General features: G+C 64.1%; 18 protein-coding genes. 7 read left to right on the top strand and 11 right to left on the bottom strand.

Annotation, left to right across the window (positions count from 1 at the left end):
* Positions 1 to 61 precede the first annotated feature (61 nt).
* Entirely contained in the window at positions 62 to 1,003 is a 942-nt protein-coding gene (gene phhA / locus ACZ1G8_RS07405) for a phenylalanine 4-monooxygenase (protein WP_472678828.1), read from the bottom strand.
* Positions 1,004 to 1,098: 95 nt separating this feature from the next.
* On the opposite strand from phhA, the gene ppk2 reads away from it, so the two are divergent.
* Entirely contained in the window at positions 1,099 to 1,833 is a 735-nt protein-coding gene (gene ppk2, locus ACZ1G8_RS07400) for a polyphosphate kinase 2 (protein WP_472681218.1), read from the top strand.
* Here the strand turns inward: ppk2 and ACZ1G8_RS07395 are convergent.
* The 5 genes from ACZ1G8_RS07395 to ACZ1G8_RS07375 form a co-directional block, all read right to left on the bottom strand.
* Positions 1,830 to 3,062 carry an acetyl-CoA C-acetyltransferase gene (locus ACZ1G8_RS07395; RefSeq protein WP_472678827.1) on the bottom strand — a complete coding sequence of 411 codons (1,233 nt, stop codon included), beginning with the start codon at positions 3,060 to 3,062 and terminating at the stop codon, positions 1,830 to 1,832. The two genes, ppk2 and ACZ1G8_RS07395, sit on opposite strands and share 4 nt — an antisense overlap.
* Before the next feature lie 3 nt (positions 3,063 to 3,065).
* Positions 3,066 to 4,292 (bottom strand): CoA transferase, encoded by a 1,227-nt coding sequence (locus ACZ1G8_RS07390; RefSeq protein WP_472678826.1) that lies wholly within the window; start codon positions 4,290 to 4,292, stop codon positions 3,066 to 3,068.
* Between the two features lie 3 nt (positions 4,293 to 4,295).
* Entirely contained in the window at positions 4,296 to 5,456 is a 1,161-nt protein-coding gene (locus tag ACZ1G8_RS07385) for an acyl-CoA dehydrogenase family protein (RefSeq protein ID WP_472681216.1), read from the bottom strand.
* Positions 5,457 to 5,473: 17 nt separating this feature from the next.
* Positions 5,474 to 5,662, bottom strand: coding sequence for a hypothetical protein (locus tag ACZ1G8_RS07380; RefSeq protein ID WP_472678825.1), 189 nt, complete (start codon positions 5,660 to 5,662; stop codon positions 5,474 to 5,476).
* 91 nt (positions 5,663 to 5,753) lie between these two features.
* On the bottom strand, positions 5,754 to 6,035 hold the full coding sequence (locus ACZ1G8_RS07375; RefSeq protein ID WP_472678824.1) for a hypothetical protein: 282 nt from the start codon (positions 6,033 to 6,035) through the stop codon (positions 5,754 to 5,756).
* A 117-nt stretch (positions 6,036 to 6,152) separates the two neighbouring features.
* On the opposite strand from ACZ1G8_RS07375, the gene recQ reads away from it, so the two are divergent.
* From recQ to asd, 6 genes are all read left to right on the top strand, one after another.
* On the top strand, positions 6,153 to 7,940 hold the full coding sequence (recQ, locus tag ACZ1G8_RS07370) for a DNA helicase RecQ (protein ID WP_472678823.1): 1,788 nt from the start codon (positions 6,153 to 6,155) through the stop codon (positions 7,938 to 7,940).
* 72 nt (positions 7,941 to 8,012) lie between these two features.
* Positions 8,013 to 8,924, top strand: coding sequence for an SPFH domain-containing protein (locus tag ACZ1G8_RS07365; protein ID WP_472678822.1), 912 nt, complete (start codon positions 8,013 to 8,015; stop codon positions 8,922 to 8,924).
* A gap of 39 nt (positions 8,925 to 8,963) precedes the next feature.
* On the top strand, positions 8,964 to 9,155 hold the full coding sequence (locus ACZ1G8_RS07360) for a type II toxin-antitoxin system antitoxin (RefSeq protein ID WP_472678821.1): 192 nt from the start codon (positions 8,964 to 8,966) through the stop codon (positions 9,153 to 9,155).
* A gap of 4 nt (positions 9,156 to 9,159) precedes the next feature.
* Complete coding sequence (locus ACZ1G8_RS07355; protein WP_472678820.1) at positions 9,160 to 10,113, top strand: alpha/beta hydrolase; 954 nt, start codon at positions 9,160 to 9,162, stop codon at positions 10,111 to 10,113.
* Between the two features lie 9 nt (positions 10,114 to 10,122).
* Entirely contained in the window at positions 10,123 to 10,383 is a 261-nt protein-coding gene (locus ACZ1G8_RS07350; protein WP_472678819.1) for a hypothetical protein, read from the top strand.
* Between the two features lie 37 nt (positions 10,384 to 10,420).
* Positions 10,421 to 11,281: an archaetidylserine decarboxylase gene (asd, locus tag ACZ1G8_RS07345; protein WP_472678818.1), complete on the top strand. Its 861-nt coding sequence runs from the start codon at positions 10,421 to 10,423 to the stop codon at positions 11,279 to 11,281.
* Here the strand turns inward: asd and ACZ1G8_RS07340 are convergent.
* The 5 genes from ACZ1G8_RS07340 to rpmG all read right to left on the bottom strand — a co-directional run bounded on the left by ACZ1G8_RS07340 (position 11,260) and on the right by rpmG (position 14,784).
* Positions 11,260 to 11,760 (bottom strand): GNAT family N-acetyltransferase, encoded by a 501-nt coding sequence (locus ACZ1G8_RS07340; RefSeq protein ID WP_472678817.1) that lies wholly within the window; start codon positions 11,758 to 11,760, stop codon positions 11,260 to 11,262. The two genes, asd and ACZ1G8_RS07340, sit on opposite strands and share 22 nt — an antisense overlap.
* The gene (gene ribA / locus ACZ1G8_RS07335) at positions 11,757 to 12,779 is read right to left on the bottom strand and encodes a GTP cyclohydrolase II (RefSeq protein ID WP_472678816.1); all 1,023 of its coding nucleotides are present in this window, start codon (positions 12,777 to 12,779) and stop codon (positions 11,757 to 11,759) included. The genes ACZ1G8_RS07340 and ribA overlap by 4 nt, the downstream gene beginning before the upstream one ends.
* Before the next feature lie 35 nt (positions 12,780 to 12,814).
* Positions 12,815 to 13,606, bottom strand: coding sequence for an exodeoxyribonuclease III (gene xth, locus ACZ1G8_RS07330; protein ID WP_222405531.1), 792 nt, complete (start codon positions 13,604 to 13,606; stop codon positions 12,815 to 12,817).
* A 259-nt stretch (positions 13,607 to 13,865) separates the two neighbouring features.
* Complete coding sequence (locus ACZ1G8_RS07325) at positions 13,866 to 14,528, bottom strand: LolA family protein (protein ID WP_472678815.1); 663 nt, start codon at positions 14,526 to 14,528, stop codon at positions 13,866 to 13,868.
* Positions 14,529 to 14,616: 88 nt separating this feature from the next.
* Complete coding sequence (rpmG, locus tag ACZ1G8_RS07320; RefSeq protein ID WP_221427042.1) at positions 14,617 to 14,784, bottom strand: 50S ribosomal protein L33; 168 nt, start codon at positions 14,782 to 14,784, stop codon at positions 14,617 to 14,619.
* Positions 14,785 to 14,794: the final 10 nt, after the last annotated feature.

The raw sequence follows: 14,794 nt of genomic DNA, 5'->3' as shown, positions 1-14,794 counted from the left end.
GAGATTTCCGCTTTGGAAATTTGGGCGGCCCCGGAGCGATCCGGGGCCGTTTTCTTATGTCCTAGACCGGCTTCGCGCCGCTACCCCGCCCGCCGCGCAGCGTGTATTCGAGCGTCCCGCGATTGACCACGTAGTCGACGTCGATGACCGCGGTGTTCGCATAGGTGAACCCGGCACCCAAACTTTTGTAGAGCTTGTCGAAATCGCGCTCCACCGTCTGGCGGTAGAGATCCTCGAAGCTGGAAATCACGAAATAGGTCGGCTGCAGATCGCTGATCACGTAGTCGGTCCGCATCACCCGATCGACATTGAGCATGATCCGGTTGGGGCTTTCCGCCTCCACCGAATAGACCACCTCGGTCGGCCCCGAGAGGATGCCCGCACCATAGGCGCGGATGTCGCCCGGCTTTTCCTCGATCAGGCCGAATTCGACCGTGTACCAGTAGAGTGAACCCAGCGCTTTGAGCCGGTTGTAGCGCATCGCCTTCCAGCCGGCCTTGCCGTATTCCTGCATATAATCGGCATAGACAGGGTCGGTCAGCATCGGCACGTGGCCGAAGACATCGTGGAAGACGTCGGGTTCCTGGATGTAGTCGAAGGTCTCGCGCGTGCGGATGAAATTGCCTGCCGGGAAACGTCGGTTGGCGAGGTGCCAGAAGAACACGTGATCGGGGATCAACATGGGCACCGGGACCACGCTCCAGCCGGTCAGCTTGTCGAGTTCTTCGGACAGCTTGCCGAATTCGGGAACGCCGCTGCGCCCGAGGTCGAGCTTCTCGGTGCCTTCCATGAAAGCGGTCGCCGCTCGGCCGGGAAGCATTTGCATCTGCCGCTTGAACAGATCGTCCCAGATCGCGTCGTCTTCGCTGTCGTATTCGGTCTGCTTCGGCTCCAGCCAGTCGTCGCCTACATGCTCCGGCTTTTTCAGCGGCGCAGTGAAGACATCGTCCGGCAAATCGGGAAGCTTCGAAAAATCGTGTTCGGGTTCTGCTAGCGTAGCCATATCACTGCGTTAGATAGTAGCTTTGACGGCGCCATACAAATCGGGAGATGCCCTTGCCCATCAAACGCAAAGAATACGAAGCCGAGCTCGAACCCATGCGCGAAGAACTGGTGGCCATGGCACGCTGGGCGCGCGTCACCGGCCAGCGCATCGTGGTGCTCTTCGAAGGGCGCGATACAGCCGGCAAAGGCGGAGCGATCCGCGCGGTTTCCGAAAAGCTCAATCCGCGCCAGTGCCATGTCGTCGCGCTGGGCAAGCCGACCGAGGACGAGCAGGGCCAGTGGTATTTCCAGCGCTATGTCGACCACCTGCCGACCAAGGGCGAGATCGTCCTGTTCGACCGTAGCTGGTACAACCGGGCAGGCGTCGAGAAGGTCATGGGCTTTGCGAGCGACGCCCAGGTCGAGCAGTTCCTCGACCAGGTCCCGACCTTCGAGAAGATGCTCGTCGACGATGGCATTCTGCTGTTCAAATACTGGCTCGGTACCGACCAGGAGAGGCAGGAAGAGCGGCTGCGTGAGCGACTGGAAGACCCGCTCAAACGCTGGAAGCTGTCACCGATCGACCTTGCCGCACGCGACAAATACGATGCCTATACCGAGGCGCGCGAGGAAATGCTGAGGCACACGCATACCAGCCACGCGCCGTGGACGCTGGTCGATTTCAACGACCAGAAGCTTGGTCGGCTGACGCTGGTGCGCGACCTGCTCGACCGCATGCCCGATACCGAATGCGATCCGCCGGCAATCGACTTTCCCGACCTCGACCGCGAGCCGCGCGAAGAAACCTATGGTGTGATCGAGCCGATCGCGAAGTACCGGCTGGACTAGGCCGCGCGCTCGAATACGGCGGCCATGCCCTGCCCGCCGCCGATGCACATGGTCTCAAGGCCGTAGCGCACTTCGCGGCGCTGCATTTCGTGCGCCAAGTCGGCAAGGATACGGATGCCCGTCGCACCGATCGGGTGGCCGAGCGAGATGCCCGAGCCGTTGACGTTCACGATTTCGCGTCTGCTGTCGTCCTCGGCAAAGCCCCAGCCCTTCAGCACGGCGAGCGCCTGCGGAGCGAAGGCTTCGTTGAGTTCGATCAGGCCGATGTCGTCCCAGCCGAGCCCGTTCCTTGCAAACAGCCGCTCGACCGCCGGAACCGGGCCGATGCCCATGCGGCTGGGATCGCAGCCCGCCGCGCTCCATGAATGGAGCCACAGGATCGGTTCGAGGCCGAGCTCCTCGACCTTGTCTTCTGCCACCACGAGACAGGCAGCGGCCGCATCGTTCTGCTGGCTGGCATTGCCCGCGGTGACGATGGCCTCCGGATCGCGCTTGAGGTCGATCGCGCGCAGCTTGCCGAGCGTCTCCATACTCGCATCCTCGCGGAAGCCCTCGTCCTTTGCGAAAAGAACCGGATCGCCGCGGCGCTGAGGGATTTCGACCGGCACGAGCTGTTCGTCGAACTTGCCCTCGGCCCATGCGCGAGTGGCATTCTGGTGGCTGCGCACGGCAAACTCGTCCGACGCCTCGCGGCTGATGTCGTAGTCCTTGGCGAGGTTTTCCGCCGTTTCGATCATGCCGGTGATGACACCGAACCGCTCGATCGGCTGGCTGAGGAGTCGGCCGCGCGTCAGGCGGTCCCACAGCACCATGTCGCCCATGCGCGCACCGTGGCGGGCCTTGGTGGTGTAGTGCTCGACATTCGACATGCTCTCGACGCCGCCGGCGAGTACGCAGTCGGCGACACCGGTCTGGACCATCATCGCAGCGGTGGCGACCGCTTGCAGACCCGAGCCGCACCGCCGGTCGAGCTGCATGCCCGGAACCTCGATCGGGTAACCGGCGGCAAGCCAGCTCCAGCGTCCGATGGCGGGTGCTTCGCCGCTTCCATAGCCTTGGCTGAACACGACGTCGTCGACGCGCATCGGATCGATTCCCGAACGCTCGACGAGAGCCTTGATGATCACCGCGCCCAGCGCGCCCGCTTCGAGCGGGACAAGGCTGCCGAGGAATTTGCCGACCGGCGTGCGGAGCGGCTTACAAATGGCGACGCGGCGGAGTTCAGTCATGGGTCAATCCTTGTCGGAAAGGCGGGCGATATCGCGGTCGACGAGCTTGCCGATCGCACCCGCAGACAGGCCGAGGCGTGTCGCGAGGACTTCCTCGGTATGTTGTCCAAGATAGGGTGCAGGCGCTGGCCCGCCGGCCTCGCGGCCCGGAATATTGGCGAAGCTGCGGGTGGCGGGATATTCGAAGCCCGAGGGGTTTGCGGATGTGCGCGTAAAGAGCGGGTTGTCGCCAACCAGCACGGGGTCGTTCGCAGCCTCGTGCATCGTGCGATAGCGTTCGAAGGTGCAGCCTTCGGCGGCCATGCGGCGTTCGAGTTCGGGCCAGTCCATCGTTCCGGCGCGCGACTGGAAGAGGTCGAACAGCGCATGGCGATGCTTGAAGCGCGGATCGTCCCCATCGGCGAAGCGCACGCCGCAATTCTGCTCGAGAGCGGCGATCTCGTCTTCCACACCGAATGCCTTCACCAGGCCGGACCACTGCTTGGCCGTCAGCGCCGCCACCATGAAGCGCGTGTTGTCGAGGCTGCGGAAATCGCGTCCGAAGGCGCCCCAGATCGCATTGCCCAGTCGCTCGCGATCGGCGCCGCGATAGAGCATTTCGGCCATCGCGCCGCTGTTCGCGACCGTGCCGATGGCGACATCGCCCAGTGGCACGCGCAGTTCGCTACCCTCGCCCGTGTGGTCTCGGTGGCGGATCGCTGCGATTAGAGCGAAGGCGCAATAGGCTCCCGTGATGAAATCCCACGCGGGCAGGACCTGGTTCACCGGCGGGGCTGTTGCCTCGTCCCATTCCTCCGGCCCGCACATGAGCGGATAACCGCTCGCGGCGTTGACGGTGAAGTCCATCGCCTGCCGCCCGTCGTGCCAGCCCATGATGCGTACGCTGACGAGATCGGGGCAGTTCGCCGCCACGGCCTCGTGCGAGAGGAAGCTCTTTTCGGGCAAGTTGGTGATGAGATTGCCGGTCTTCGCCGACAGTTCGACAAGAAGCTCGCGCCCCTCGCCGCTCCTCAGATCAAGCGCGACCGACTTCTTCGCCCGGTTGAGGTTTTCCCAGCTAAGCGAGCGGCCCTCTTTCGTGAGCATGTAGCGGTCGTAATCGAGCCCGCCTTCCTTGTGATCGACGCGGATCACTTCGGCACCCATCTGCGCGCAGTAGAGGCCGGCGGTAGGCGAGGCGACGAAGCTCGAGGCCTCGATGATGCTCAGGTCGTTGAGTAAGCCGTACACGCCTCAGAGGCCCGCCGCATATTCGCGCAGCATCCGCTTGGCGATCTGCAGCTGGAGGATCTGCGTCGTGCCCTCGTAGATTCGGTAGATGCGCGCGTCGCGGAAGAAACGTTCTGCATCGTATTCGGCTAGATAGCCCGCACCACCATAGACCTGCACAACGCGGTCGACCACGCGGCCGCACATCTCGGACGCAAAGACCTTGAAAGCCGCAGCTTCCTTCACCGTATCCTCGCCCCGGTCGACGCGTGCGGTCACGTCCGCCATCATCGCCTCGGCGGCGTAGATCTCGGTCCAGCTCTCGGCGAGCATCTGCTGGATCAGCTGGAAATTGGCTATCGGCTCACCGAAGGCCTGGCGCTCGTTGGCATATTTGATCGCGCTGTCGAGCGCGCGCCGCGCGTAGCCCGTGCTGGCCGCGCCGACCGAGATGCGGCCGTTATCGAGGCTCATCATGGCGAAGCGGAAGCCCTTGCCGGTCTCGCCGCCAAGCAGCGCGTCACCGGGAACATGCACGTCGTCGAGCATGACGTCGGAGATATGGCTGCCCGCCTGCCCCATCTTCTTGTCGGGGCTGCTGGTCGAAACGCCGGGAGTATTCATCGGTACGATGAAGGCGCTGACATGCGCGTTCTTGGGCAGCGCTTCCTTCTCGGTGCGCGCCATGATCAGACCGACGTCGGCGTGCGGGGCGTTGGTGATGTAGCGCTTGGTGCCGTTGAGGATCCAGCCGTTACCCTCGGGATCGGGCTTGGCCATGGTCTGCATCGCAGCGCTGTCCGAGCCGCTGCCGGGCTCGGTGAGGCCGAAGCAGGCGATCTCGCCGGCTGCAATGCGCGGCCACCATTCGGCCTGCTGCTCGGCCGTGCCGCCGTTCTTGATTGCGGAATTGAACATGCCGACGTTGATCGAGAAGATCGAACGATAGGCGGGCGCGGCATATGCCATGGTCTGCACGACCTTGGCGTATTGCGTCACGTTGAGGCCCGCACCGCCGTGTTCTTCGGGAACGGTCAGGCCGAACAGACCCATTTCCTTCATCTCGGAGACGATATCCTCGGGCAAGGCGTCATTGGCGATGACATCCTTTTCCGCGGGGATCAGCCGTTCGCGGACATAGCGTTCGAGCTGCTCTAGGAACTGGTCGAAGGTGTCCTGGTCCATTCCGGGATTGGGGGTGCTCACTCACTCTCTCCTTCAGTGGCGACCGTCTCGGGTGGATTGCGCTGCTCCTCGAGCATCGCCTCCGCGTCCTTGAGCGCATCTTCCTCCTGCTGCGTCGCCGGCGGCAGCGGCGTTTCGCCTGCGGAGGTATCGCAGCCGGCCAGTATCGGCGAGGCCAGGAGAAGGAGGGGCGCGAGTCGCTTCATCGGGATCAGGCTATCCCTCCTTTCAGGTGCAGCAAAGGACGTTACGGCAAGGGCGACGGGGCAAGTGACCCCGCGCCCTGCCTGAGCCAGATTACTGGCTGTCGTCGGCCATCGCGTCGAGCGCGGCAGCAGCCGTTGCAGCAGCTTCGTCGCCAGCTTCCTCGACCGAAGCTGCTTCGGCTGCCGTCGGGGCGGTGTCTTCCTCGATATCCGCTGCGGGATCTTCGACCGGCTCTTCGGTCACCGGCTCCATCGCCTCGTCTGCAGCGACTTCGACGGTGTTGGCCTCGGCCTCGGTCGAAGCATCGTCGGCGCTGCCGCAAGCAGCGAGGGCAAGCAATGCGGCAGTGGCGGCGGCAAGACGGAATTTCATCGAATATTCTCCTCGAGTGGTATGTGCGGGCGTGGTTAATCGCACCTTTGGCCTCACGCCAAGGGAAAAAGCATGGTCGCCAGCTTGCGTGGGCGCGACCATGTGGCAACAGGAGGCATGGCCTCCAGTCCAGTCCTCGATATGCCGAACGCGCGCGAAACGCTGCGCGCGACCTTCGGCTTCGACGATTTCCGCGGACGACAGGCCGAGGTGGTCGAGCGCACGCTTGCCGGGCGATCCTCGCTGGCGGTGATGCCAACGGGTGCGGGCAAGTCGCTCACCTACCAGCTGCCTGCCGTCATGCGGGTGGGCACCTGCGTCGTGATCAGCCCGCTGATCGCGCTGATGCATGACCAGCTGAGGAGCGCGCGGGCGAACGGCATCCGCGCCGCCACGCTGACCAGCGCCGATGCCGACTGGCGCGAGACGCAGGACGCCTTCCGCGCAGGTGAGCTGGACCTGCTCTATGTCGCACCCGAGCGCGCGAGCCAGCCGGCATTCCGTGATTTGCTTTCCTCGGCACGCCTCGCCCTGTTTGCGATCGACGAAGCGCATTGCGTATCCGAATGGGGACACGATTTCCGGCCCGACTACCGCATGCTGCGCCCGCTGATGGACGCCTTTCCCGAGGTCCCGCGCCTCGCTCTGACGGCGACGGCCGACAAGCAGACGCGCGTAGACATCCTCACCCAGCTCGGCATTCCGGAAGACGGGCTGGTTCTCGCTGGCTTCGATCGACCGAATATCCGCTACGCCATCCGCCACCGAGACAATCCGGTCCGCCAGCTGACGACGCTGATGAGCGAGCGGCCGGGTCCGGGCATCGTCTACGCGCCGACCCGCAGGAAGGTGGAGGAACTCGCCGAGAAGCTAGCTGCCACGACCGGTAGATCGGTCCTGCCCTATCACGCGGGTCTCGACCCCGAAACGCGCGCCGCCAACCAAGCCGCCTTCGTGGCGAGCGAGGACATGGTGATCGTCGCCACGGTCGCCTTCGGCATGGGGATCGACAAGCCCGACGTGCGTTTCGTTGCGCATGTCGGCGTGCCCAAGTCGATCGAGGCCTATTACCAGGAAACGGGCCGCGCAGGCCGCGACGGCGATCCCTCCGCCGCCACCATGTTCTGGGGAGCGGGCGACTTCGCCACCGCCCGCATGCGCCTTTCCGAGGTAGACGAGGAGCGCCGCAATGCCGAGCGTTCGCGCCTCGATGCGCTCGCCGCACTGGTCGAGACCCCGCATTGCCGACGCGCGATCCTGCTTCGCCACTTCGGCGAGGACCCGCCCGAGCGATGCGGCAATTGCGACAATTGCCTCGATCCGCCCGCAGTGACCGAGGTGACCGAACTTGCCCGCAAGCTGCTCTCCGCCGTCTACCGGACAGGACAAAGCTTCGGCATGGGCCATCTGCAGAAGGTGCTCACCGGGGCCGAGGACGAACGCGTGCGCTCGAAAGGGCATGACCGGCTCAGCGTCCACGGTATCGTCGAGGGCGATGAGGCGCGCCTGCTCCAGCCGCTGGGCAGGGCGCTACAGGCGCGGGGAGACCTCGTCCCCACAGAACACGGCGGGCTGGCACTGGGCGGTAGCGCGCGCGAGATCCTGAAAGGCGAGCGGGACGTCGCCATCGTCGTCCCGCCCAAGCGCCAGCGCCGCGGACGGCGCGGAGGTGACGAAGCGAACCCCGTCGGCGATCCTCTATTCGAGGCCCTGCGCGAACTGCGCCGCGAGCTCGCCGCCGAAGCGCAGGTCCCGCCCTATGTCATCTTCCACGACAGCACCTTGCGCGAAATGACTGCGGCACGCCCGTCCAGCATGGCGGAAATGGGCCGCATCGGCGGCGTCGGCGGAAAGAAGCTGGAGGCCTATGGCGAGCGCTTCCTGATGGAGATCGCGCGCCACTGACCGGTTTTCCTTGCAAATCCCTCCCGACGATATAAATATGATATCATAATTATATCGGAGGAGTGATTCGTCATGTCAGTCGAATTGTCAGGAATGAAGACCAGCCGCGAGAGGGCGGCGACCAGCTATAATGGCTACATCATGCTGCTCGTGCTTGTCGGGCTTATTGCCGTGCTGGCGCTGCTGCTGCCGGGCATGGTGCCGGGCGACGGCGCGACCAAGGCGGCCAAGATCATGTTCGTCGGCTCGCTCGTGATCTCGCTGATCGCAGTGCTGATTGTTGCTTCGGGCTTCTTCATGATCCAGCCCAACCAGGCTGCCGTGATCACCCTCTTCGGCGAATATCGCGGTTCGGAGCGGACCGAGGGCCTGCGCTGGGTGTGGCCGTGGATGGCACGTAAGAAAATCTCTGCGCGTGCGCACAACATGCATTCCGAACGGGTCAAGATTAACGACCTGCGCGGCAACCCGATTGAGATCGCCTGCAACGTCGTGTGGCGCGTGCGCGATACCGCGCAGGCGAGCTTCGACGTCGACGACTACAAGGAATTCGTGAACATCCAGATCGAGGCGGGTCTCCGCACCGTCGGCTCACGCCACCCCTATGACGATTTCGAAGGCGAGGAAGTCACGCTGCGCAGTGGTGGTGAGGTGATCAATGCCGAGCTGCTCGAAGAGCTGAACGACCGCCTCAAGGTCGCTGGCATCGTCGTCGACGAGGCGGGCCTCACCCACCTCGCCTATGCCAGCGAAATCGCCAGCGCGATGCTCAAGCGCCAGCAGGCCGATGCCATCATCGCCGCACGCGCCAAGATCGTGCTGGGAGCGGTCGGCATGGTCGAGGATGCGCTGACCAAGCTGTCGCAGGACGGCATCGTCGAATTGGACGACGAACGCCGAGCGACGATGGTTTCGAACCTGATGGTCGTGCTGTGCGGCGAGAAGGAAGCGCATCCGGTCATCAACGCCGGATCGATCTACTAACCCCCGGGGGCAGAACGGGAAATTCCCCAGAGTCATTAGATGCCGCAAAAGAAAGCCTTTGCATTGCGTCTCGACCCGGCGGTTCACGCTGCGGTCGAACGCCTTGCCGCAGACGAGCTCAGGAGCGCCAATGCGCAGATCGAGATGCTTTTGCGCGAGGCGCTGAAAGAGCGCGGGATCGAGGTGAAACAGAGCCCAGCGCCCAAGCGCGGAAGGCCGCCCAAGGAGTGATGCCATGAGAACGACGCTAGCAATCTTCGCTGCAGCCGGCCTAGCCGCGGGAAGCCCCGCGCTAAGCCAGGAAGCGATCACCGCTGCAGGCCCCGAAGGCGATCTCGCCGGCACGCTGATCGCGCCGCAGGACGGACAGCCGGTCGTCCTGATCATCCCCGGCTCGGGCCCTACCGACCGCGACGGCAACAACCCTATGGGTGTCACCGCCGCGAGCTATCGCCTCCTTGCCGAGGCGCTTGGCGAGCGGGGGATCGGCAGCGTGCGGATCGACAAGCGCGGCATGTTCGGCAGCGCCGCCGCGATCCCCGACGCGAACGACGTCACCATCGCCGCCTATGCCGATGACGTACACAGCTGGATCGCCTCTGCGAAGACCGCGACCGGCGCCAAGTGCGTCTGGGTGCTCGGCCACAGCGAAGGTGGGCTGGTCGCGCTCGAGGCAGCGCAGCGGCCCGAAGGCATCTGCGGCTTGCTTCTCGTCGCCTCGATGGGCCGCAAGACCGGTACCATCCTGCGAGAGCAGCTGCAGGCGAACCCGGCCAATGCGCCGATTCTCGATCAGGCGCTGGAGGCGATCGACACGCTGGAGGCGGGAGGCACGGTCGATGTTACCGGCATGCACCCCGCGCTCATGGGTCTTTTCGCGCCGCAGGTGCAGGGCTTCCTCAAGGACATGATGGCCCGCGATCCGGCGGAACTCGCCAGCTCGGTCGAGGTCCCGATGCTGGTCGTCTCGGGCGGCAAGGACATCCAGACGCCGCCTACCGACGGTAAGGCGCTGGCCGATGCGCAGCCGGACGCGGTCTATGTCGAGATTGCCGACATGAACCACGTGCTCAAGTCGGTCACCGGGGAAGGTCGCGCCGCCAACCTCGCGGCCTATGCCGATCCCTCGAAACCCGTTACGCCCGAACTGGTCGAGGCGATCGCGGATTTCGTGACGAACAAGGATTAGGACCGGACGATGAGCGACAAGGACGACGCATGGTTCGCCGCCAAGAAAGTCGGTTACGGAAGCGGCCTTCCGATAGCGTGGCAAGGTTGGGCGGTGATGTTGCTCTACATCGCGGCAGCGGCTGTCGCGGGCCTGCTCTGGGAGACCGGTGACGAGGTCTACGTGCCCACCGGGATCGTCCTCTTCCTCGCCTCCACTGCCGCTTTCCTGTTGATCGCCAAGTCGAAAACGCGCGGCGGCTGGAAGTGGAGGCCCCGCAAGCCCGACTAGCTTGCGCAAGCGCCTCCACTGGTCCAACAGACCCGTCATGGCCTCACCCTTCATCTGGCTCCAGCACGCCCTCCCGCACCACGCCGTCTCGCGCGGAGCGGGAAAAATCGCCTCTTCCGAAACTCACTGGCTCAAAAACCTCCTCATCCGCCGCTTTATCGATGCCTATGACGTCGACATGAGCGAGGCGGCACGAGGCGTGGAGCAATTCAAGAGCTTCAACGACTTCTTCACCCGCGAACTGAAGCCCGGCATGCGACCGCTCGCCGATGCCTCCACGCACATCCTCAGCCCTGCCGACGGTGCCGTCAGCCAGATCGGCAGGATCGAGGAAGGCCGCATCTTCCAGGCCAAGGGGCGGCACTTCACCGCCACCCAGCTCCTCGGTGGCGACGACGAAGCGGCGCAGCGTTTCGAGGGCGGCAGCTTCGCGACGATCTATCTCAGCCCGCGCGACTATCACCGCGTCCATATGCCAGCTGCCGGTGCGCTGACCTCTGCAACCTACGTGCCGGGCGATCTCTTCTCGGTGAACCAGGTCACCGCGGAAAATGTCGACGGATTGTTCGCGCGCAACGAGCGGCTCGCCTGCATGTTCTGCGGGCCCGACGGCAAGTTCGCCAGCGTGATGGTCGGCGCGATGATCGTGGCCGGTATCGAGACTGTCTGGAGCGGTCTCGTCGAAACGCACAACCCCAGGCTGGTGCGACAGGATTTTCAGGGCAGCGAACACAGCTTCGAAGCGGGCGACGAAATGGGCCGCTTCATCCTCGGTTCGACCGTGGTGCTGCTGTTCGAACCGGGCAAGGTCGAATGGGACGCGAACCTCAAGGCAGGCGATGCCGTCCGCATGGGACAGGCGATCGGCAAGCGACTTCAGCCGAAAGCTGGCGCGTAACTCACCGTTCCGCTTGGCGCATCGCCTTCGAGCACCAGTCGCTGGAAATACTCTGCGGGCGGCCCCGGATAGGCGAGCTGCGGGTCATGCTCGAACCCGAAGCGCGGATAGTAATCGGTACTGCCGAGCAGGACGATGCCACGCGCTCCGATGGCGCGCATATCCGCGATGCCTCTCTGGATCAGCTTGCCGCCGATTCCGCCACGCTGCAGCTCGGGAAGAACCGAGACCGGGCCAAGCCCGTACCAATCCGATGAGCCGTCGCTGATCGTGACGGGCGAGAATGCGATATGGCCGACGACCCGGTTGGCGTCTTCGGCCACCAGCGACAGCGTCAGGTCGCCATCCGCGCGCAGCCGGTCGACGAGATCCTGCTCGTCGCCGTCGCTGAAAGGCATGTCCCTGAAGGCGGCTTCGGTCAGGTCGTGGATCACCTGCTCATCGCCTGCACGCTCAGGGCGGATCGCGAAAGCGCTCATGGCAGCAAGTGTCCTGCCCGGTCGCGCTTGGTGGCGAGGTAGCGGGCATTGTGAGGATTATCGGGCAGCGAATGCGGCACGCGTTCGGCAACGCTCACGCCTTGCGCCTTGAGCGCTTCGACCTTGGCGGGGTTGTTCGTCATCAGCCGGATCTCCCTGACTCCAAGCAGCTCCAGCATGCGCGCCGCAGTCGGAAAGTCGCGCGCCTCGTCGGGTAGGCCGAGCCGCGTGTTCGCATCGACCGTATCAAACCCCTGGTCCTGCAAACGGTATGCACGCAGCTTGTTCACCAGGCCGATCCCGCGCCCCTCCTGCCGCATGTAGAGCAGCACGCCCCAGCCACCTTTCTCGCTTTCCTCCGCCATCGCGTGAAGCGCCGCATCGAGCTGCGGGCCGCAATCGCATTTGAGGCTGCCGAGGATGTCGCCAGTCAGGCATTCGGAATGCAGGCGGACGAGCGGCGCGCGGTCGCTGCGCTCCCTGCCGATCACCAGCGCGACATGTTCGCGCGTGTCATCGGGACTGCGGAAGGCGACGATCTTGGCGTCCTCGGACGCGGCCACCGGCAACTTAGCGCGCGTCGCGATGCGCAGGCGCTGCGGGTCGGTGAACGCATCGAGATCGCTTGCCGAGAAATGCGTCGCTTCCGATGCGCCTTCGGGATCGACGAGGAAGGCGGGCAGGATGCCAGCGATACGAGCCAGTTCGAGCGCGGCCTTCGCCTGCTCCTCCCAATCGAGGGTAAGCGCTTTGAACGGACCCTTGAGCGGGCTCTGCAAATCGAGGGCAGGATCGGCGACAGCCAATGCGGCCGGAAGGTCGAAGGTCTCTGCACTCCGCATCAGGACGGGCTGGCGGGGCGCAGCGGCTTCGCGCTGGTTCGCCAGCTTGAGTGTCGCAGCGCGTGTGGCTGAAACCAGCATGGCGTCGCCCGACACTTCGGAGAATGCGGTCTCGACCGGCTGCAACAGCGGTGCACCCTCGATCGCGATCGGCCAGCCGTGACGCAGTGCGTCCACCGCCAGCGCCGCGCGCCGTGAGGGTGACGGCTCGCTCAGAGATCGAACTCCGTTACCAGCGGCACGTGGTCGGAAGGCTTTTCCCAGTCGCGCGCATATTCGTGGACCGAGTGCGCGCTCGCCTGCTTCGCGAGCTCGGGGCTCGCCCACATGTGGTCGAGGCGGCGTCCGCGATCGTTCGCCTTCCAGTCCTTCGCGCGGTAGCTCCACCAGCTGTAATAGCGTTCGGGAGCCTTGATGTGCTCGCGACCGATGTCGGACCAGCCGTGCGCATCCATGAAGCGCTGGAGGCTCTCGACCTCGATCGGCGTGTGGCTGACGACTTTCAGGAGCTGCTTGTGGTTCCACACGTCGCTTTCGAGCGGTGCGATGTTGAAATCGCCAACGATCAGCGTGGGGCGATCGACCTTGTCCGCCCACTTGGTCATCCGCTCGAGGAAGTCGAGCTTCTGGCCGAATTTGACGTTCTTTTCGCGATCGGGCTCGTCGCCGCCTGCGGGAACATAGACGTTCTCGATGATCATGCCGTCATGCTCGGGAAGTTCGACACCGACGTGGCGCGCCTCGCCATTATCCTGCCAGTCGTGGCGCGAGAACTCGCGCAAGGGCACGCGGCTGACCGTGGCGACCCCGTGATAGCCCTTTTGGCCGTGCACGGCGACGTGCTCGTAGCCCAGTTCCTTGAAAGCCTCGTAGGGGAACTGGTGCTCCTGGCACTTGATTTCCTGCAGGCATAAAACGTCGGGCGAGGTCTCCTTCAGGAAACGCTCGACGATGGGCATGCGAAGGCGGACGGAATTGATGTTCCAGGTAGCTACAGAAACCATGGCGCGGAGATAGGGCGCTCTCGCCAGCCGGTCCACACCCCCAAACAAAAAACCCTCGAGCCGGGGGCATTGGCTCGAGGGTTCCTTGTGAGCGTTCGTCACGCTTGGATACGAAGAGGTTGTTGGGTCAGGCATTCAACAGGGGGGAAAATGCCTTCCGCCGCTTCGTGAATTCCGTTTTACTCTTGCCTGACTTGCTACTCAATGAACATTCGGTCGCAAGAAGCCGCAATATCCGAACGTTTCGTCGCCGAAGCGTTTATCCCGGGCGACGGGTCGAGCGACGCGGGTCGCGGAACCTGAACGTGCTGTCTGCAACCGCCATACCGTAGCGGTGGTTGCGCAACCGGACCGTGGTGCGGTGGTTCTGCGAGTCGAGCGCCACCCAGTGCGTCAGTCGCAACCCGCCCGGCGCCGAGGCATCTCGCGCGAAGATGAGCGTGATCACGCCGAACTCAGGGCGATTCTTGTCGCGCACCTCGATGCTGACGACATCCGAATGGCTGGTGGGCACGAGACGGCCGTATTTCTTCACGTCGCGGCTCGGATCGAGCAATGCGCCGAGCGGCGAATTCTTGATCGGCCAGCGCTGGACCTGGCTGACGGCGTAATCGATCATGTACATCGACTTGCCGTTCGAGACGACGAGCAGGTCGACGCCCTTTTCGTATTCGAAGCGAATCTTGCCCGGACGCTTCAATGTCATCACGCCCGACACGGCCTGGCCGTTGCGGTCGGTCTGGACGAAATCGGCCTTCATGGTCGAAATGCCGCGGAGCGCCTCGACCGCGCGGTCCAGATCGCCTGTCTGGGCGACGACAGGGGCAGGCGTCGCATAGAAGGACGCAGGTACGCCAACGGCCATGGCGAATGCCACGGCCGAGATGACGGGTCGATTCTTGAAGATGGTCAAGGTGTTCATGCTCCTGATTTAGGCTCGGAGCATTGAACTGTCACTGAACTAATCGCGTTCCCGCGGTTCAGCTTGTCGGCCGCACGGGCCGGCCAGATCACTTGATCTTGGCTTCCTTGAATTCCACGTGCTTGCGGACGATCGGATCGTACTTCTTGAAGACGAACTTCTCGGTGTGGTTACGCGGATTCTTCTTCGTCACGTAGTAGAAGCCCGTGTCGGCGGTCGAGACGAGCTTGATCTTGACGGTTGCGGGCTTCGCCATGGCGTGTTCC

It is taken from the genome of Qipengyuania sp. BR81-2, from assembly GCF_055693895.1.
Note: the sequence above shows the minus strand (reverse complement) of the source record. Positions and strands in the feature narration are given on the sequence as shown.

Bases quoted from the DNA above. Each gene is read 5' to 3' on its own strand.
- phhA (WP_472678828.1), bottom strand. From the start codon at position 1,003: ATGGCTACGCTAGCAGAACCCGAACACGATTTTTCGAAGCTTCCCGAT.
- ppk2 (WP_472681218.1), top strand. From the start codon at position 1,099: ATGCGCGAAGAACTGGTGGCCATGGCACGCTGGGCGCGCGTCACCGGC.
- ACZ1G8_RS07395 (WP_472678827.1), bottom strand. From the start codon at position 3,062: ATGACTGAACTCCGCCGCGTCGCCATTTGTAAGCCGCTCCGCACGCCG.
- ACZ1G8_RS07385 (WP_472681216.1), bottom strand. From the start codon at position 5,456: ATGGACCAGGACACCTTCGACCAGTTCCTAGAGCAGCTCGAACGCTAT.
- ACZ1G8_RS07380 (WP_472678825.1), bottom strand. From the start codon at position 5,662: ATGAAGCGACTCGCGCCCCTCCTTCTCCTGGCCTCGCCGATACTGGCC.
- ACZ1G8_RS07375 (WP_472678824.1), bottom strand. From the start codon at position 6,035: ATGAAATTCCGTCTTGCCGCCGCCACTGCCGCATTGCTTGCCCTCGCT.
- recQ (WP_472678823.1), top strand. From the start codon at position 6,153: ATGGCCTCCAGTCCAGTCCTCGATATGCCGAACGCGCGCGAAACGCTG.
- ACZ1G8_RS07365 (WP_472678822.1), top strand. From the start codon at position 8,013: ATGTCAGTCGAATTGTCAGGAATGAAGACCAGCCGCGAGAGGGCGGCG.
- ACZ1G8_RS07360 (WP_472678821.1), top strand. From the start codon at position 8,964: ATGCCGCAAAAGAAAGCCTTTGCATTGCGTCTCGACCCGGCGGTTCAC.
- ACZ1G8_RS07355 (WP_472678820.1), top strand. From the start codon at position 9,160: ATGAGAACGACGCTAGCAATCTTCGCTGCAGCCGGCCTAGCCGCGGGA.
- ACZ1G8_RS07350 (WP_472678819.1), top strand. From the start codon at position 10,123: ATGAGCGACAAGGACGACGCATGGTTCGCCGCCAAGAAAGTCGGTTAC.
- asd (WP_472678818.1), top strand. From the start codon at position 10,421: ATGGCCTCACCCTTCATCTGGCTCCAGCACGCCCTCCCGCACCACGCC.
- ACZ1G8_RS07340 (WP_472678817.1), bottom strand. From the start codon at position 11,760: ATGAGCGCTTTCGCGATCCGCCCTGAGCGTGCAGGCGATGAGCAGGTG.
- xth (WP_222405531.1), bottom strand. From the start codon at position 13,606: ATGGTTTCTGTAGCTACCTGGAACATCAATTCCGTCCGCCTTCGCATG.
- ACZ1G8_RS07325 (WP_472678815.1), bottom strand. From the start codon at position 14,528: ATGAACACCTTGACCATCTTCAAGAATCGACCCGTCATCTCGGCCGTG.
- rpmG (WP_221427042.1), bottom strand. From the start codon at position 14,784: ATGGCGAAGCCCGCAACCGTCAAGATCAAGCTCGTCTCGACCGCCGAC.